This window comes from Neobacillus sp. B24, from assembly GCF_055381825.1.
Map to the genome: position 1 here is coordinate 482,251 of NZ_AP035777.1, position 17,351 is coordinate 499,601.

Below are 17,351 nucleotides of genomic sequence, written 5' to 3' on the forward strand. Positions count from 1 at the left end.
GTCGCACTCCTCGTGAGTGCGTGGATTGAAATCTCTCGTCCTTATAATCGAACACACACCGATATAGTCGCACTCCTCGTGAGTGCGTGGATTGAAATACTCTGCTGGGAAAGCACATCCCGCAACTCAAGCCGTCGCACTCCTCGTGAGTGCGTGGATTGAAATACTCTGCTGGGAAAGCACATCCCGCAACTCAAGCCGTCGCACTCCTCGTGAGTGCGTGGATTGAAATCTTGTGGTAATCGAACGAAGAAAAAGGTTTTAAGCCGTCGCACTCCTCGTGAGTGCGTGGATTGAAATACAAGATGGTACAGATTCAGAATCATATACCTTTGTCGCACTCCTCGCGAGTGCGTGGATTGAAATTTTCATCTGTTTTTGAAACGGATCCAGCAGATTAGTCGCACTCCTCGTGAGTGCGTGGATTGAAATAGCGATTGAGGCAAGGGTTATCGCATGGCTGGCAGTCGCACTCCTCGTGAGTGCGTGGATTGAAATATCAAGAAAAAGGAAACTGGCGCAAACAATGACGTCGCACTCCTCGTGAGTGCGTGGATTGAAATAAACAACCAATGTAGAATAAATTCCCCATCAAAGTCGCACTCCTCGTGAGTGCGTGGATTGAAATTTATTGGTCTTTATGTCGTTAATGAGGTGATCGTGTCGCACTCCTGAGTGAGTGGATTGAAATCTCACATCATGGAATGGACTGCAAGAGATTAGGCGTCGCACTCCTCGTGAGTGCGTGGATTTAAATCAATATCCTTATGTATTCCACGGTTGTATGGTCGGTAATACCTATTATTGTTTGAAATGCTGTTTTTTAGGTTAATCCTTTAGTGGGTGCATATTGGTAAGGATTTAGTCCTTCGAAAGATATAATTTGGGGGGCTGATTCTTTTATTTTCTGTATCGACGATTAAATTATCTTTAAGCAAATCCCAATATTCATTCTTTTTACAATTCTTTTTTTGCTATAACTTACCTCTTTAATAACAAAAATTATATTGTTACTTTAATGTCCTTCCTGAACGGGCATTGGCGATATTTACAATAGGTGAATAGTAAAAAGTATGTTAATATAAAATCAAAATGACTAATTACCCAAACCAATCATGGGGGAGGTTAATAATTTGAATCAAAATGGAATTCTTACTGCTCAAAACGGCAAAAGTACAGCAATTTCAAATAACCGTACTCGCATTTTTGCTGACATAAAGTCACTTTTTAAAGGTCCAGTGCTAATTGCCAATGTCCTCCCTGTTTTTACAGGATTTTGGCTGGCTCTGTATTTTACAAATGCATCATTTATAGACTATTTAGATGTTTTTCTTTTGACCATGATCGGCAGTACATTAGTAATGGGCGGGGCGCTTGTTATCAATAACTGGTACGATGTAGACATCGACACTGTCATGGATCGGACAAAAAACCGCCCGACCGTGACTGGTCATTTTTCTCTAAAATTTGTATTAGCACTTGGAATTGTCCTGACAGTTCTCGGTTTTGTCCTATTAATGTTTACTCGATGGGAAGCCGTTGCCTATGCATTTGTTGGCTGGTTTACTTATGTAATCCTGTACACCATGTGGTCGAAACGAAGATACACACTAAATACTGTTATTGGTGCCGTTTCCGGCGCTGTCACTCCAATGATTGGCTGGACCGCGATTGAACCTGGTTTTCATATTGTTCCAATCATTTTATTTTTGATTATTTTTATTTTTCAGATGCCGCATACGTTTGCGATAGCAATTAAGAAGTACGATGAGTACCGTGCTGCAAAGGTAGCAATGCTGCCGGTAGTCTACGGGATTGATGTCACTAAACGGCAAATGGTTGTCTATATTGCGTGCTTGCTGCCGCTGCCATTTTATCTAGGATCACTTGGCACCGCCTTTATTTTGATCGCAACTCTCCTCAATATTGGCTGGTTAATCATAGCCATCAGCGGCTTTTTTACAAAAAATGATCTAAAATGGGCACAAATCAATTTCCTTTATTCAGTCAATTATGTAACGATTTTGTTTGTTTTAATGTTCTTGGTAACTCTTCCTGCATTTAATTAAATATTAGTAAAAACTCAAGACCGTCCTTTGCATGACAAAGGATGGTCTTTTTCTGTTCACAAATTTGTCATTAGTTTGGTTGGATTTAAATTCCTTATTTCAATATAACAATTAATAACGTTAAGAAGGTAATAATGCCGTTAAAATGACCTTTATGATAAGCACTCCTCTAAAATGGCTTCGCTAAAAATAATAAATGCTGTTTAGCCTCACACTGCCTATGTGATGCAGTTCACTACATTGAGAACGATTCCTATTTATCATAAAAAGTACAAAGAACTTAACAAAAAGGGGGATCTTGAGATGGGTTCTGTAAAAGGTAAAAAAGCTCAGAAACACGAAGCTCCATTAAAAGGCACGTGGATATCATTGGGTGTAGTGTTTGGCGTCATTCTTGTAACTTATTTTGTACTTTATGGTTTATATATGGCGAGAGTATAGGGGGGATAAAAGATGCATAAGGATGAAAAGATTTGGCTTACATTAAGCTTCGGTATGATTATGATATTTATGCTTATCACTGGTTATCAGGCATTTGCATTGGAAATGGGACCGCCAAGTAACATGGAAACCATTGATCCGCAAAAAGTAGATCAAACAGCTCCATTTGATAAGCCGGGGATTACAAAAGTCGGTGAAAATGAATATGAAGTGGTTATGACGCTTGCAGCATTTGCTTTTAATCCTGCTAATATCGAAGTACCTGCTGGTTCAACAGTACACTTTACATTAACTTCAAAAGATGTTGTCCACGGATTTGAAATTGCCGGAACAAACACAAATGCGATGGTTATGCCAGGGCATATTCAAAAAATCACGCAAAAGTTTGATAAAGCTGGAAGTTATTTAATTCTTTGTAATGAATATTGTGGGGCTGGCCACCAGTTAATGTCCACAACTATTACGGTTAAATAAAGGGGGGAAAGACAATGCAAGCAACAGCAAGTAGTTTTAAAAATAAAGCTAATAAGCTATTGGGCATCAGCAAAGAAGATGCCAGAATTTCAAAAACATATATATCCATTTCATTTATCGCACTATTAATTGGTGGATTTTTAGGATTAGCACAAGGTTTAAACCGAGCAGGGCTGTTTGAACTGCCAGCATGGTTTAATTATTATCAGGTTCTTACAACTCACGGTATTCTCTTAATTCTAATATTTACGTCGTTCTTTGTAACTGGATATTTCTATGCAGGAGTGTCACATGATTTGGGTGGCCTGCTTCCAAAGGTAAGAAAGATTGTCTGGACAGGATTTGCTTCAAGCATTATTGGAGCTGTACTGGTTGTTATTCCAATCTTGATGAATGAAGCATCCGTTATGTACACATTCTATCCTCCGATGGCAGCACACCCAATGTTCTATTTTGGATTGGTGTTTGTGGCATTAGGCGTTTGGTTAGCGTGTACCGGAATCTTTATCAATGTTGCACACTGGAGAAAGAATAACAAAGGAAAGCATGTTCCGATTTTCTCTTATTTTGCAACTGGAGTGTTTGTGTTGTTATTCTTCGCGACACTATTTGTGGCAACTGAAGTATTTATGATTATCCCTTGGGTACTAGGCTGGGTAGACGGAATCAATGTCTTGGTATCCCGTACCTTGTTCTGGGCTTTCGGCCACACATTAGTAAACATTTGGTATCTATCTGCAACATCTGCTTGGTATGTAATTGTTCCAAAAATTATCGGCGGTAAGCGCTGGAGTGACACATTAACCCGCGTTGTTATTATTGCCCTAGTTGTAATGAACATTACTGGTGGATTCCACCACCAAATCATCGACCCAGGTATCGATGAAGGCATCAAATATATGCACGTATTCATGAGCTTGGCAATTGGTTTCCCATCATTGATGACAGCCTATGCATTATTCGCAGTATTTGAACGTACTGCTAGACAAAAAGGCGGAAAAGGACTTGTTGGCTGGTGGAAATTGATGCCTTGGAAGGATGTTCGCTTCCTGGCTCCATTTATCGCAATGCTTTCCTTTATCCCTGCGGGTGCTGGCGGTATCGCACAAAGCACAAACCAATTGGACCAAGTCGTTCACAACACAATGTGGATCGTCGGACACTTCCATTTAACACTAGGTATGACAGTTGCCTTAACGTTCTTTGGAATTAGTTATTGGTTAGTGCCATTTATCTCAAATCGTGTATTAACACCGCAAATCAATAAAATTGGTGTCGTTCAAACTTGGGTTTGGACTATCGGTATGATCTTTATGTCCGGAGCCATGCACTATGTAGGTTTGATGGGTTCACCACGTAGAACTTCTTATTCAACATACGGGGATCATGCAACAGCATTAGGCTGGGACCCATATTTAATGCTTCTGGCAGTTGGCGGCACAATGTTAATCATCGGGGTTATTCTTCAAGTGTACGCTGTATTCAACATGATGTTCTTTGCACCAAAAGGAGAAACTGAATTTCCAATCGCGGAAGAAGAAGACAATGCATCGAAAACTCCTTACTGGACAGAGCGCTGGGGTTTATGGATTGTTGTTATGTTAATCATCGTATCAATGGCTTACGTTATTCCATTAACCGACATGATTGTCAATGCACCTCCAGGATCACCACCATTTAAGACTTGGTAATCGCGAAGATTTTTTGAAAAAGAGATAGCTCGCTTCGTTGGGCTATCTCTTTCTATTAAAAACAATAGAGTTGGAAGTGATCGTTATGATCAATAAGCATACGAAATACTCAATCTATATCGTTTTAGCTTTTGGATGCATTCTATTCTGGTTTGGTACCGATGGATTTACTGCCTTTACGGCAGAAACAGCACGAGTCAACAAATTAATGGACGAAAAGCCGCAGTTCCCTGATGTTACCCTCGAGGATAGCCAAGGGCGCAACTATTCTTTCTCTGAATTTGAAAACAAGTATGTATTCATTACATTTTTATATACATCCTGTACGACAGTTTGCCCGCAGCTGGAAATGAACATGTCGGAGGTTTATCATAAGCTGCCAACCAAGTATTTGGGCAAGGATATTATGTTTTTAAGCATCAGCTTTGACCCGGGGCGAGACACCCCAGAAACCCTGAATAAATATAAAGATTATTTTAAAAGTGACGGGGAAACATGGCGGATGGCCCGAATATCGAATCAAAAGGAATTGGACTCTTTGTTAAAAGAGTTTGGTGTTATCGTCATACCTGATGGGAATGGCAGTTTTGCCCATAACTCCGCATTTTATCTAGTCGACCCAAATGGCAAGCTCATCGACGTAATGGATTATAAAAAAGTCGATGAGGCGGCAGCTGCGCTCACTACGATTTTGAAAAAGGAGGCGGGAGAATAATGTTAAACCAATCCTTTTATGGTTTATTGCTATTTCTCTTCCTGGCTGCTCCTCCTGTTGCCCATTTCATGGAATCAATCATGGTTGTTCACATGCATATGCAAATGCCAATGCTGGTGATTGCCGGGATGTTGATGGCCAAATTTGTTCAAGGTCGATTCCCTGCCTTTTTTGAAAAATGGAATGTCAATGGCGTACCGGGCGCCATGTTATTTTTCATAATCGTCCTCTACTGGACAATGCCGCGGACAATGGATGAAGCGCTGGGAGAAACCGCGGTAGAAATATTTAAGTTTATCAGTCTGCCATTTATCGCAGGTTTTGCTTTAAGAGATAGTTGGAAAAAGTTAAAACCGACCGGAAAAAATCTGATTCTTATTGGTTTTATCGTCATGTATTTTGGAATGGGCTTGCTCTACATCATTTCACCTGTCCAGCTTTGCAATAACTACTTAATCATTGAACAATTGACATTGGGCTGGGGGTTCGTGACGACAGCCATCTGTATTGTCATCTATATGGTTTACAATTACTTTGTCGACCCTTCAGATTATATTTGAAAAACAGCCGCATCGGTTTCTCGCCGGGCGGCTATTTTTGTATAATAAAATTAGCACACTGGATATTTGATGGAGGGAAAATTATGAGTACACAGTACATTTATTGGTCATTGTTGAAGCATAAGGATTGGCAGTTATATCTTGCGGCAACGGAAAAAGGTCTTTGTTTCGTCGGTTCCCAGGGTAAGGGCTTGGAAGAGGTCTCCTTATGGGCAGAAAAGGTCATGCCTGGGTGTATGCTGGTGGAGGATGCAGAAAAACTAAGACCTTATGCTGAGGAACTAATACAGTATTTTGATGGGAAACGAACAAGCTTTACGATTGTGTCCGACTATCATGGAACAGAGTTTCAGCGTGCTGTTTGGGGAGCACTTTGTGAAATCCCATTTGGGGAAACGAAAACCTATTCTGACATTGCTGCCCAAATTAATCGGCCCACTGCGGTTCGTGCTGTCGGAGCAGCCATTGGTGCCAATCCGGTGATGATCACTGTCCCATGCCACCGGGTGTTAGGGAAGGATGGGAAGTTGACTGGCTTTCGTGGCGGATTGGAGATGAAATCACGGCTGTTGCAATTAGAGCGGAAGGCTTAAGTGGTCTCGCAGGCAGGAAAAGAAATTTGTAAAAGTGCTTTAAAGTAAAGGGGGCGTTAATGATGACGCTATTAATCATCCAGATAGCTATGATTTTAATGTTTTTGCTGTTGGGCTGGGCAATGTTACGAAGAGAAGCTTATTGGCTGCTGTCCGGGTTTGCAACCCGCCCAAAGGAAGAACAGGAGGAACTGATTGCCAATGGTTTCCCGCAAAGGACAGGGAAGCTGATGATTGCAACGGCGGTCGGCATGCTACTATTAATGCCTTTATACTGGACATCAATTTCGTATACATTTGAAATTCAATTTGGCTTTATGATTGTGTTTCTATTGGGCGGTTTAATTTATCTATCACAATATGAAGTTCCTAAAAAAAGAAAGCGGAGCTATATTATTTCCACTTCGCTGTTTGTCATTGTCATTGCAGCGCTTGGTGTCCTCGAATATATCGCCTATAAAGACTATGAACTGATTGCCCGTGAGCAATATTTTGAAATCACTGGTGTGTACGGGGATGAATGGTCCTATCAGGATATCAAACAAGTGGAGCTGCTTGATGAAATGCCGGAGGTCACCTTCAAGCAGGACGGATTTGGCATGTCCACAATTGCCAAGGGACGCTTCAAAGTAAAAGACTATGGCAGCAGTTTGTTGTTCATTAGGAGAGATGCCTCTCCATGCATTTTTATCGAAACAGGCAAGAAAAAAATCTTCATTAACGCAAAAACCTCGAAGCAAACAGTGGAATGGTATGAGGAATTGAAAACAAAAATTGGAGATTAATTGAAGGGCAAAAGAATGGCGGTTAATTTCTTTTTATCTTTATCTTCTCTTTCTACGTGAATTTCATGAAAGAGGTAACGTATCGCCCCTCTACGTGACCGAAAATCTGAAAAATCCCCGAAAGAGGTAACGTATCGCCTCTCTACGTGACCAAAAATCTGAAAAATCCCCGAAAGAGGTAACGTAGGTCCGCTCTACGTGACCAAAAACCCGAAAGAATCACGAAAGAGGTCACGTATACCCGCTCTACGTGACCAAAAACCGGAAAGAATCACGAAAAAGGTAACGTATCCCTGCTCTACGTGACCAAAAACCCAAAAGAATCACGAAAGAGGTCACGTAGTCCCGGTCTACGTGACCAGAAACCGGAAAGAATCACGAAAGAGGTCACGTATACCCGCTCTACGTGACCAAAAACCGGAAAGAATCACGAAAAAGGTCACGTAGGCCCGCTCTACGTGACCAAAAACCCGAAAGAATCACGAAAAAGGTCACCTAGGCCCGCTCTACGTGACCAAAAACCCGAAAGAATCACGAAAAAGGTCACGTAGGCCCGCTCTACGTGACCAAAAACCTGAAAGAACCACAAAAAAGGTCACGTAGGCCCGCTCTACGTGACCAAAAACCGGAAAGAATCACGAAAAAGGTCACGTATCCCCGCTCTACGTGACCAAAAACCGGAAAGAATCACGAAAAAGGTCACGTATCCCCGCTCTACGTGACCAAAAACCCAAAAGAATTACGAAAGAGGTCATGTATGCCGCCACTGCTTGGTAAACAACACCAAAACATAATTACCTGGACGCACATAGGCTGACTATTCCCCGATGCTCGAAAAATAGTCAAAAGCGCCGTCATCCCGTCCCGTAGGCACAAAACAACTTTATTTTACGAAGAAAGCTTTATTTTTCTATAAGCATCCAAGGCAAAATCCTTATACGTAGTTGGCAGCAGCGTTGCGAAGTTTTCAACGGCTGTTTCAGCCCATTTTTCAGCCTGTTCCATGTTCCCCAGCTCATGATGGCATAGGGCCTTGTACGAATCCAAGACATAAAACAGAGAAAGGTCGAAGGGATGATGCGCATAATCCGGAATTTCCACCCTTTCAAAACAAGCGAGGGCGGCGGCAAACTGCTTTAGACCAAAAAGGGCTTTGCCTTTTTCAATCAGGAACCAATCAGCAAAAAAATCCTCCATTTCCGGGTGAGCAAAAAATAAATCGATCATTTCCAAAGCTTTGTGATAATCGTGATTGTCCCCATTTAGCGACATGACCTGGAAGAGCTTATAAAAGAGTTTCGATTGCAAATCATCGGCAAATTCTCCGTATTGCTTTAATTTCATAACATAGTGCTCTTTTTTTTCATGATTGGGCATCATTTCTGCTTGTGCTGCCGCCAGCCGGTATAAATCATCAATCCGATAAAAAATCCGGTGCGTTTTTGAAAAATCGATCGCACCTTCCATTACTCGCGTTGCCGATTGTGAATCACCTACGGCAAAATGCAGCACAGCCTCATGGTAATCCAAATCAAGCCGGGTAATAGGGTCAATATAAGCATGGTTTGTTTCAAGTTCAGTCCGTTCATGAAGAAGGATATTTAACGAATCTACATAGTCATGCTCAATAAATTTCATCATCGCCTGGTAGATGCCAATATCTGCCCGCCGCTTCGTTAAATTCATCTCGTCATACAATTTCGCTGCCCGATCTAAATAGAGCTCCCACCCGCTAATTTTTTCGCGATAAAGACAGCGGCCATATATATCCAATAACCTTGCTGCTTCATATCCTTGCGAAAGGTTGTCAAGATAGGGCTCAATCAGGGTAATCAGCGGTTGATATTTTTCGCTTCCTTTCACTTCCTCAGAGTGAAAGAGTTTTTCAGCTTGTTCAAGGGTATCCCTCAATTCCTGAGTAGAAACCTCTTCAAGAAGATCGGAAATTTCCACCTGCAGTCGTTTGGCGATATAAGCTAGGCTTTCCATCGATGGCATTGCTTTATTATTCTCGATTAGGCTGAGCATGCCTTTTGTCAATTCGTCCCCAGCAAGAGCCTCGAGCGTCATTTTCTTCTGTTTTCTAATTTTCCGAATCTGTTCACCTAACATCGGTACTGTCACTCCTTGGAGCCTTAGTAAGTACTAAGCCTTGGCACTTAAGTCATTCATTATTTTACTATATGTTTAATTATATTAAACTTTTTCTTGAAATGGAAGAAGTTTCATGTTATGATTTGTTTAATTAAATTAAACTTTTTAAAAAGGCAGGGAAATGAAATGGACGCTAGCTTTAAATTGAAAAAAGCGACGTATCATTTATGGACGTTTACCATTAGTAAAATGATTTCTTCGTTTGGTGCGCAGGTTTATGCCTTTGCGGTTAGTTTCTATATTTTACAAGCGACAGGATCGGCAACGAGCTTTGCGGCAAATCTTGTCTGCAATATCTTGCCGCGGACGCTGGCGGCGCCGTTTGCAGGTTATATTGTAGATAAATATCCTCGAAAGATTATTGTCATTGCTGCCCAGCTTGCGACAACCCTGGCAATTGGCGGATTATTGGCTGTCAGTTTGACCTCCGGTTTATCGTTGACCGCCATTTATATCACTTCCTGTATCCTATCGTTAACCTCCATGTTCTCTGGTGTGACCTTTACTTCTTCAGTAACCGGGCTTGTTGACGAGGCGAGAGTGCAGCGGGCGATGTCCTTAAATCAGATGTCAATTTCCTTTGCTTCCATTGCCAGTCCGGCAGGTGGAGGCTTGTTGTATGGTGCTGTTTCAATGCCGGTCTTTTTGATTACGTATATGATTGCGTCTGTTATCGCTGTTTTACTCGAATCCACCATGAACTTTAATCTATTTGCCAACAGGAAGGAAACAGCTGAAGGCGAGCAGAAAGAATCAATGTGGCAAAGCATGAAGGCAGGGGTCAGTTATCTGAAATTGCAGCCATTGCTGATGGTGATCATCTGGGTTTCATTGTTGGTCAATTTCCTGTTTGGTGCTTTTGAGGTAGGCTATTCCTTTGTTTTAATTGAAAAATTAAAAATGGCTTCTCAGCACTTCGGTTTTACCCAAGGGGCCTTTGCTGTCGGGATGCTGCTTTTTTCGATTTATTTTTCAATAAGAAAAGAAGTGAGGTTCCCGCTGATCGTTGCCAAGCGAGGTATTATTGGGATGGGGATAATCATGGGGGCCATCGCACTGCCGTTGTTAATAAAAATGTCCTATAACGGATACTTTGGCTATTATACGTTAGCAATGTTTGGTCTTGGATCATTGGTGATTATCGTTAACACCCCAATGCAGGTCATGATGCAAAAACAAATTGCCGATGATTTTAAAGGTCGTGTGTTTTCTATTCTCGAAACGATGGCGATGGCGTTAATGCCGCTGGGAATGGTGCTCTACGGTTTCTTATATGATGTATTCCCGGCATATTGGGTCCTAATTTTGTCAGCTGCTCTATTGGTTGGCGTTGTGTTGTTCATGGTGAGACCATCCGTAATCAGGAAGGCACACCCAGAGCCTGGGGAGAAAACAGCTGTGAAACCGGAGCTGAGTGTTCAATAATAAATAAAATAATTACGGTAAGACCTTTGCCTGGACGGTGAAGGTCTTTTTAAATTTTTCTCTTGCTATGAAACGCATTTCACAACTTACACTTTATGTAAATCAAAGGGAAGTGAGGAGAAGTCAAATGTTTGAATTGATTGCATTATGTTTGATTATTTATTTTTCCGCTTACTTTTGCTTAAAAGAGTCAGGACAATCCATAGAGATAACACCATTAAAATCGTTTGATGATTATTTTCCTAAGTGAGGGAGTGAGGATGGTGGAATTTCATAATAAGATGTTTAAGTGCAGGAATGCTTTCGGGCATCGGGATATTACGAATGAAACGATGTTCTTTTATAAACAAAATGGTGCCATCATTCAAGCTAAATACTTTGGGGGAAGGGTTAAATATGGCGAACTTATTGGCTTAATAACCGAAAAAGGTGTCCTCCAAATATCTTTTAATCATTCCAATACTGCTTCTCAATATTCTGGGGGCGTTGCGACATTCATTCCTGAAGCAGGGAAGAACCAACAAATTATGCTGCAAGGAAAATGGACCTGGGGCGATGGTACAAACCTTGAGGAAGAATTCATAATGGAAGAGATAAGCTTGTAACCGTCGGAATTTTTTATCGGCGGTGTTTTTGTTTTCTGGCAATTTGCAAAAAATTGGTTTACTATTTTCTTAACAAAATAAATAAGGTGTTCATATGACAAATATTAAGGATCTGGCCAAAATGGCTGGTGTATCGGTAACGACTGTATCCCGGGTCTTGAATAATCACCCATATGTAAAGGAAGAAAAACGGCAAGCGGTCCTAAAGGCCATTGCCGAAAGCAATTACCAGCAAAATATAAATGCTGTGCACCTTAGCAGAGGGAAAACTTTCCTTGTTGGCGTGATGATGCCAGTCTCTGACCATCCGTATTTTGCGGCACTAGTTACCGGGATAGCTAGTGAGGCGTTTAATCATCAATACAATCTAGTGTTAATCCAGACAAATTACGAACTGGAGAGGGAAATTGCCGCACTGCAAATGCTGAAACAAAAACAGATTGATGGCCTTATCATCTGTTCACGTAATTGTGATTGGACCACGATTGAAGAATATATTCCCTACGGTCCGATTGTATTGTGTGAGGATACCAATGGTAAAAACGTTTCAGCCACGTTTATTGACCACTACAAGAGTTTCATGAAGGCGCTTGAATATTTGTATGGAAAGGGCCACAGAAAAATTGGCTACTGCATTGGCCGCAGAACGGGCACGAATAGTAAATTTCGTGAACAGGCCTATCGGGATTTTTTGAAAAAATACAGCCTGCCATATAACCGAGATTATGTTTTCGAACAATGTCTATACTTGGAGGATGGTGATCGGGTTATTCGGGGGATTTGCGAAATGGCGGACCCGCCTACGGCCTTGCTCGTGACGAGTGATCAGGTGGCGGCAGGAATTTACACGCGTGCCAAACAGCAAAAAATTTCAATACCGGACGAACTAGCCCTTATTGGCTTTGATAATCATCCAATAGCGAAAATGATGAATATCACCACAATGGAAATTCCGCTAGTCGAAGTTGGCAAGAAGCTGTTCCGGCAGGCCATCAACGAAAGTGAAATCACCTATCGGGAAATTGCCGTCAAATTAATTGAAAGACAGACAGTATGAAAAAGGTGTCAGTCACGATATTTTACGATTGTTACCGTTTACAAAATATTTTGTTTATGTTAAGCTAAACATAGTTACATATCGATCACATGTTACTGATACGATCAGGCATGGTGGTAAAGTAGAAGGAATCATTCTGTCCTTTTATTATACCCCCATGCCTTTTTTGCATTTTGCGGCCGCTTATTAAATTTATTCTTTTTATTAGGTAAATAGTAATAATGCGGACATTCATTTCATAGTAAGGGAGTAATAAGCATGTTTAAACTTTTTAAAAAGGCAAAAGAGCTGGAAATATACACACCGGTCAATGGCAAAATCATTCCGCTTGGAGAGGTTCCCGATCCGGTTTTTAACACGAAAATGCTTGGTGAAGGGGCAGCCGTGGTACCTTCCGGGGGAGATATTCATGCACCTGTCGACGGCAAAATCATCCAAGTCGCACCGACACAGCATGCGATTGGTATCCTTGCTGAGGATGGCTCAGAAATTTTGATTCACGTAGGGTTGGAAACGGTGGCATTAAAAGGTGAGGGCTTTAATCCGCTTGTTAGTGAAGGAGATAAAGTCACTGTTGGCCAGCCGTTGTTGGAGGTTGACTGGGATTACATCACCCAGCATGCAACTAGCGCAGTCACACCGATTGTCATAACCAATAGCCACGATAGCAAAAAACAATACGACATTACAGGGGAAACCGAAGGGGTTGCCGGCAAGACAGTAATTATCACAGTTAAGTAAACAGGCACAGGGTGTGAGCAGCCCGGCAAAAAAGGTGCTGGGCTGTCAAATCGTTAAGGAGGTGATTTTTTTCAAACAGTAAGCAGGGTGCTTTATAGTTTTAGGTATTATTTTTTCTCATTAGTTTTTTTATAACACTATTAATCTATTTTTAAGGGGGTAATACAAAATGATGAAATATCTTCAAAGACTTGGCCGTTCGTTGATGCTGCCTGTCGCAGTTTTGCCGGCTGCCGCAATTTTGATGGGTATTGGGTATTGGATCGACCCGACTGGCTGGGGTGCGGATAGTCCGCTGGCCGCTTTCTTGATCAAAGCTGGGTCCTCGATTATTGATAATATTCCAATCCTGTTTGCTGTCGGTGTTGCGTTGGGAATGGCGAAAGAAAAGGACGGTTCTGCAGCCTTGAGCGGTCTGGTTGCCTTCCTTGTTGTAAAGACATTGTTATCAACAGGAACTGTTGCCATGCTTGAGGGGATTAAACCGGAGGCTGTTGACGCTGCGTTTGGCAAAATAGAAAACGCTTTCGTCGGGATTCTTTCCGGTATTGTCGCTTCAATGATGTACAACCGTTTTAGCCAAGTTAAGCTGCCGGATGCGCTGGCGTTCTTTAGCGGTAAGCGGCTTGTGCCGATTATGACGGCTGTCTCGATGATTGTGGTGTCTGCCTTATTGTTCTTTATCTGGCCTGTTATTTATACTGGATTAGTTTCCTTTGGTAAAGGAATCGCTGAATTGGGCGCTGTCGGTGCCGGACTTTATGGATTCTTCAACCGTTTATTAATTCCAACCGGTCTTCACCATGCATTGAACTCCGTATTCTGGTTTGACGTTGCCGGCATTAACGATATCGGTAACTTCTTGTCCGGTAAGGGTGAAAAGGGTGTTACTGGTATGTATCAGGCCGGTTTCTTCCCTGTTATGATGTTTGGTCTTCCGGCTGCAGGTCTTGCTATGTTCCATACTGCTAAAACAAAAAAGAAAAAGCAAGTGGCTTCACTAATGCTGGCTGCCGGTTTCGCCGCCTTCTTTACGGGGGTAACTGAACCAGTCGAATTCGCGTTCATGTTTGTAGCACCTGCACTTTATTTCGTACACGCTGTTTTGACAGGTATTTCTCTATTTATTGCAGCAACATTCCACTGGACTGCCGGCTTTGCATTTAGTGCCGGATTTGTTGACTTCTTCCTAAGCTTAAGAAATCCAATTGCGAACCAACCGTACATGTTGCTCGTTCAAGGTCTGGTATTTGCCGTTATTTACTACTTCCTGTTCCGCTTTATCATTACAAAATTCAACTTGATGACACCTGGTCGTGAAGAGGATGATGATGAGGCTGTAACAAGTGGCGCTCAAGCGGGCAATAATAAATTCGCTTCCATGGCATCCACCATTTATGATGGACTTGGCGGAGGCGCAAACGTTACATCCATTGATAACTGTGTCACACGCCTTAGAGTCGAGGTTAAAGACATGAAAGCTGTTGACCAGAAGAAAATCAAATCGACGGGCGTACCGGGAATCAATGTTGTTGGCCCGCAAAGCATTCAAGTCATCGTTGGGACGAACGTACAGTTCGTGGCAGATGAGATGGCAAAACTGCATAAGAAGTAGGCTTTAAAAAACTAACGCTTGGATGGATCCAAGCGTTTTTTTGTGCATCTATAAAATTTATTTTCGCAGCCTTTCGATATGCAGGGTTAAATAACCAAGTTCATGTTCCGGGAGAGTGATACCGTAATTCCGCGCCAGCTCGGCGGCCACCTTTTTGGCACAGGCGAAGGCTGTCGTAAATTTCCCTTTAATCATTTTCAGCATCTCGTCATCCATGGAATAGCCTTCCGTCGTATGGATTCTCGATATGGAAAAACGGAGATGGGTGATGAGGCGCTGATACGATAAGTCATCCTCATCTAATGGGATATGGAGGGTATCCCTGATGGTCTGGACCATGCTGCCCAGAACGGCGGTTTGCCGGAGCGTTTGCTTCATATCCCGGCCTTGAAGCTTTGCAGTATGAAGGTGCAGCGCAATATAGGCGGCCTCATCAACAGGCATTTTTACATTGGTCTTCTCCTCAATATGTTTAATGGCCCATAAGCCGATTTCGAATTCCTTTTTATAAAGGAGCTTAATTTCTTGAAACAGTTTATTTTTTATATGGATCCCGTCACGAACCCGCTCAATTGCAAATGACAAGTGGTCAGTAAGCGCTATGTGGATATGGTCATTTAGCTTTGTCCCCAGCGTCTTTTCGGCATAGGTGATAATTTCTTCAGAGAGGGCAAAATGGTCCTCTGGTATTTGCTGCAGCAGCTGATGGAATTTTTCATTTTCCTTTAGGACAAACAGTTTTTCAATTCTGGCGGGATTAACGATGTCATGCTTCTTTTTATGAAAGGCAATACCAGCGCCGATAGCGATCTTTTCTTCATTTTGATCCATGACGACCACGGCGTTGTTATTAAGGATTTTTTTGATTTTCACTTCTGGACACAACTCCTTGGTCTGTCTTCCGGATTAGTGGGAAATCGCTGATGACGATCTTTAAGGGGCTAATTTAGGTGGATAGCTAACCGCGGAACAAATCATTCTACTTTAGAAATTCGACATAATTTTCGTTACTCCTGCAGGCCAGCCATAAAATCTGATAAACTGATGATTATAGAGGCACGTTATTTGTTATTTTACCTGACTGGGAGTAGCTTATGAAGGAATATTACTATGATAAATTGCTGAATATCAAAACAAGAGGGGAGCAGCAGGGCTTTCATAACTCGCTGCATTACCATCACTACGAGCCGACGCCATACAGTGCGCTGGAGGAATTGTTTAAACACTATGAATTGAAAAGTAGTGACCGTGTGGTAGATTTTGGCTGTGGACGAGGAAGACTGAATTATTATATCGATTATTTTTTTCATGCTTCTGTGACGGGTATTGAAATGGATGAGGGTCTGTTTGAGGCAGCGGTGGTTAATCGTGACAGCTACGTGCGGAAAACGAAAAATCATCGTGACAGGATTCACTTCCATTGCTGCTTGGCCGAAGAATATCCTATTGATTGTCTGGACAACCGGTTTTATTTTTTCAATCCGTTTTCGATTCAGGTTTTTCGCAAGGTGATTAATCGGATTCTAATGTCAGTTGAGGAGTCCCCCCGGGGTATAGATGTGATTTTATATTATCCTTCAGCAGATTATATTTATTATTTGGAAAACGACACTAGCCTGCAACTGGTGCAGGAAGTCAAGGTTCCATTTGTTTATGAACACAATCAGAATGAGCGGTTTTTAATTTATCGTCTGAGCATGTAGGCTAAGGGTATCTAGGCTGTTGAAACAGAGGTGATTTGGGATGGAGAGTATTACGGTTGTTTCGTTGTTGGATGTGATTAGTGAGCTGTTCTCGGAGGAGATTTCAATTGCTGTTTGTAATACACGGGAGTATATATACTACCGGCCGAGCAAGCGGATTGATTTAAAAATCCGCCCCGGTGACCTGTTGAAGGAGGGGACAATTGCGTTTAAGGCGGTACAGTCGAAACAGAAGGTGTCGGAATTTATTGACCGTGAGGTGTTTGGCGTTCCTTACCATGGCATGGCGGTGCCGTTTTTTCATGAAGGGAAATTGGAGGGCTGTGTGACCGCCATTTTCCCGGCACTGACGAGCGGGAAATTGGTCGTGACGATTAAAACACAGGATGGGTGGATTCCGGTTCCATTTTCACAGGTTATCTATCTTGAGGCCAGGGAAAAGAAGACGTTTGTTTACGCAGAGGGGCACAGCGGTACCCATAAATATTCACTTCAGGATTTTGAGTTCCAGCTGCCAAAGGATGATTTTATCCGCTGTCACCGCTCGTATATTGTCAATGTCAATCAGATCAAAGAGATTCACCCTGATACCCACTCGACTTTTATTTTAACGATGAAGAATGGGGATAGGGTGCCGGTGAGCCAATCTTATTCGAGCTATTTTCGCAGACTGTTAGGATTTTAGTTTTTAAGATAGAATTAGCTGCTTTAGACAGCAGATTT

At 42.1% G+C, this 17,351-nt stretch carries 17 protein-coding genes and 1 CRISPR repeat array (1 of these 18 running past the window's edge); of the genes, 15 read left to right on the plus strand and 2 right to left on the minus strand.

Features of this window, described 5'->3' with window-relative positions; all coding sequences use genetic code 11:
- Window positions 1-628: direct repeats of the CRISPR family, unit length 32 nt; unit sequence GTCGCACTCCTCGTGAGTGCGTGGATTGAAAT; it begins 2,959 nt to the left of the window's first position.
- Window positions 629-1,133: 505 nt separating this feature from the next.
- The 8 genes from cyoE (at window position 1,134) to ACZ43M_RS02420 (ending at window position 7,328) form a co-directional block, all read left to right on the plus strand.
- Complete coding sequence (gene cyoE / locus ACZ43M_RS02385) at window positions 1,134-2,069, plus strand: heme o synthase (protein ID WP_464505893.1); 936 nt, start codon at window positions 1,134-1,136, stop codon at window positions 2,067-2,069.
- Between the two features lie 303 nt (window positions 2,070-2,372).
- Window positions 2,373-2,510, plus strand: coding sequence for a hypothetical protein (locus ACZ43M_RS02390; RefSeq protein WP_464505894.1), 138 nt, complete (start codon window positions 2,373-2,375; stop codon window positions 2,508-2,510).
- 12 nt (window positions 2,511-2,522) lie between these two features.
- Window positions 2,523-2,984 (plus strand): cytochrome c oxidase subunit II, encoded by a 462-nt coding sequence (locus ACZ43M_RS02395; RefSeq protein WP_464505895.1) that lies wholly within the window; start codon window positions 2,523-2,525, stop codon window positions 2,982-2,984.
- Window positions 2,985-2,998: 14 nt separating this feature from the next.
- Entirely contained in the window at window positions 2,999-4,675 is a 1,677-nt protein-coding gene (locus ACZ43M_RS02400) for a cbb3-type cytochrome c oxidase subunit I (protein ID WP_464505896.1), read from the plus strand.
- Between the two features lie 85 nt (window positions 4,676-4,760).
- A complete protein-coding gene (locus ACZ43M_RS02405) occupies window positions 4,761-5,390 on the plus strand; it encodes an SCO family protein (protein WP_464505897.1) in 630 nt (209 codons plus the stop codon).
- Window positions 5,390-5,950, plus strand: a complete 561-nt coding sequence (locus ACZ43M_RS02410; protein ID WP_464505898.1) for a hypothetical protein — start codon at window positions 5,390-5,392, stop codon at window positions 5,948-5,950. Before ACZ43M_RS02405 ends, ACZ43M_RS02410 begins: the two co-directional genes overlap by 1 nt.
- A gap of 83 nt (window positions 5,951-6,033) precedes the next feature.
- Window positions 6,034-6,543 (plus strand): methylated-DNA--[protein]-cysteine S-methyltransferase, encoded by a 510-nt coding sequence (locus tag ACZ43M_RS02415; RefSeq protein ID WP_464505899.1) that lies wholly within the window; start codon window positions 6,034-6,036, stop codon window positions 6,541-6,543.
- 59 nt (window positions 6,544-6,602) lie between these two features.
- The gene (locus tag ACZ43M_RS02420) at window positions 6,603-7,328 is read left to right on the plus strand and encodes a DUF3784 domain-containing protein (protein WP_464505900.1); all 726 of its coding nucleotides are present in this window, start codon (window positions 6,603-6,605) and stop codon (window positions 7,326-7,328) included.
- A gap of 888 nt (window positions 7,329-8,216) precedes the next feature.
- Here ACZ43M_RS02420 and ACZ43M_RS02425 read toward each other — a convergent pair.
- Complete coding sequence (locus ACZ43M_RS02425) at window positions 8,217-9,440, minus strand: helix-turn-helix domain-containing protein (RefSeq protein ID WP_464505901.1); 1,224 nt, start codon at window positions 9,438-9,440, stop codon at window positions 8,217-8,219.
- 168 nt (window positions 9,441-9,608) lie between these two features.
- On the opposite strand from ACZ43M_RS02425, the gene ACZ43M_RS02430 reads away from it, so the two are divergent.
- The 5 genes from ACZ43M_RS02430 (at window position 9,609) to nagE (ending at window position 14,925) form a co-directional block, all read left to right on the plus strand.
- Window positions 9,609-10,907 (plus strand): MFS transporter, encoded by a 1,299-nt coding sequence (locus ACZ43M_RS02430; protein WP_464505902.1) that lies wholly within the window; start codon window positions 9,609-9,611, stop codon window positions 10,905-10,907.
- A 260-nt stretch (window positions 10,908-11,167) separates the two neighbouring features.
- Entirely contained in the window at window positions 11,168-11,512 is a 345-nt protein-coding gene (locus tag ACZ43M_RS02435) for a hypothetical protein (protein WP_464505903.1), read from the plus strand.
- Window positions 11,513-11,606: 94 nt separating this feature from the next.
- On the plus strand, window positions 11,607-12,569 hold the full coding sequence (locus ACZ43M_RS02440; RefSeq protein WP_464505904.1) for a LacI family DNA-binding transcriptional regulator: 963 nt from the start codon (window positions 11,607-11,609) through the stop codon (window positions 12,567-12,569).
- Window positions 12,570-12,827: 258 nt separating this feature from the next.
- Window positions 12,828-13,310, plus strand: coding sequence for a PTS sugar transporter subunit IIA (locus ACZ43M_RS02445; RefSeq protein ID WP_464505905.1), 483 nt, complete (start codon window positions 12,828-12,830; stop codon window positions 13,308-13,310).
- A 169-nt stretch (window positions 13,311-13,479) separates the two neighbouring features.
- Window positions 13,480-14,925 carry an N-acetylglucosamine-specific PTS transporter subunit IIBC gene (gene nagE / locus ACZ43M_RS02450; protein WP_464505906.1) on the plus strand — a complete coding sequence of 482 codons (1,446 nt, stop codon included), beginning with the start codon at window positions 13,480-13,482 and terminating at the stop codon, window positions 14,923-14,925.
- A 57-nt stretch (window positions 14,926-14,982) separates the two neighbouring features.
- Here the strand turns inward: nagE and ACZ43M_RS02455 are convergent, their stop codons facing one another.
- Window positions 14,983-15,798, minus strand: coding sequence for a PRD domain-containing protein (locus tag ACZ43M_RS02455; protein WP_464505907.1), 816 nt, complete (start codon window positions 15,796-15,798; stop codon window positions 14,983-14,985).
- Between the two features lie 221 nt (window positions 15,799-16,019).
- Here ACZ43M_RS02455 and ACZ43M_RS02460 point away from each other — a divergent pair, with 221 nt between their 5' ends.
- The gene (locus ACZ43M_RS02460) at window positions 16,020-16,628 is read left to right on the plus strand and encodes a class I SAM-dependent methyltransferase (protein ID WP_464505908.1); all 609 of its coding nucleotides are present in this window, start codon (window positions 16,020-16,022) and stop codon (window positions 16,626-16,628) included.
- A gap of 40 nt (window positions 16,629-16,668) precedes the next feature.
- Entirely contained in the window at window positions 16,669-17,313 is a 645-nt protein-coding gene (locus tag ACZ43M_RS02465; RefSeq protein WP_464505909.1) for a LytTR family DNA-binding domain-containing protein, read from the plus strand.
- Window positions 17,314-17,351: the final 38 nt, after the last annotated feature.

Excerpts from the sequence above, each read along its gene's own strand:
- ACZ43M_RS02390 (WP_464505894.1), top strand. The coding sequence starts at position 2,373 with ATGGGTTCTGTAAAAGGTAAAAAAGCTCAGAAACACGAAGCTCCATTA.
- ACZ43M_RS02395 (WP_464505895.1), top strand. The coding sequence starts at position 2,523 with ATGCATAAGGATGAAAAGATTTGGCTTACATTAAGCTTCGGTATGATT.
- ACZ43M_RS02400 (WP_464505896.1), top strand. The coding sequence starts at position 2,999 with ATGCAAGCAACAGCAAGTAGTTTTAAAAATAAAGCTAATAAGCTATTG.
- ACZ43M_RS02405 (WP_464505897.1), top strand. The coding sequence starts at position 4,761 with ATGATCAATAAGCATACGAAATACTCAATCTATATCGTTTTAGCTTTT.
- ACZ43M_RS02410 (WP_464505898.1), top strand. The coding sequence starts at position 5,390 with ATGTTAAACCAATCCTTTTATGGTTTATTGCTATTTCTCTTCCTGGCT.
- ACZ43M_RS02415 (WP_464505899.1), top strand. The coding sequence starts at position 6,034 with ATGAGTACACAGTACATTTATTGGTCATTGTTGAAGCATAAGGATTGG.
- ACZ43M_RS02420 (WP_464505900.1), top strand. The coding sequence starts at position 6,603 with ATGATGACGCTATTAATCATCCAGATAGCTATGATTTTAATGTTTTTG.
- ACZ43M_RS02425 (WP_464505901.1), bottom strand. The coding sequence starts at position 9,440 with ATGTTAGGTGAACAGATTCGGAAAATTAGAAAACAGAAGAAAATGACG.
- ACZ43M_RS02430 (WP_464505902.1), top strand. The coding sequence starts at position 9,609 with ATGGACGCTAGCTTTAAATTGAAAAAAGCGACGTATCATTTATGGACG.
- ACZ43M_RS02435 (WP_464505903.1), top strand. The coding sequence starts at position 11,168 with ATGGTGGAATTTCATAATAAGATGTTTAAGTGCAGGAATGCTTTCGGG.
- ACZ43M_RS02440 (WP_464505904.1), top strand. The coding sequence starts at position 11,607 with ATGACAAATATTAAGGATCTGGCCAAAATGGCTGGTGTATCGGTAACG.
- ACZ43M_RS02445 (WP_464505905.1), top strand. The coding sequence starts at position 12,828 with ATGTTTAAACTTTTTAAAAAGGCAAAAGAGCTGGAAATATACACACCG.
- nagE (WP_464505906.1), top strand. The coding sequence starts at position 13,480 with ATGATGAAATATCTTCAAAGACTTGGCCGTTCGTTGATGCTGCCTGTC.
- ACZ43M_RS02460 (WP_464505908.1), top strand. The coding sequence starts at position 16,020 with ATGAAGGAATATTACTATGATAAATTGCTGAATATCAAAACAAGAGGG.
- ACZ43M_RS02465 (WP_464505909.1), top strand. The coding sequence starts at position 16,669 with ATGGAGAGTATTACGGTTGTTTCGTTGTTGGATGTGATTAGTGAGCTG.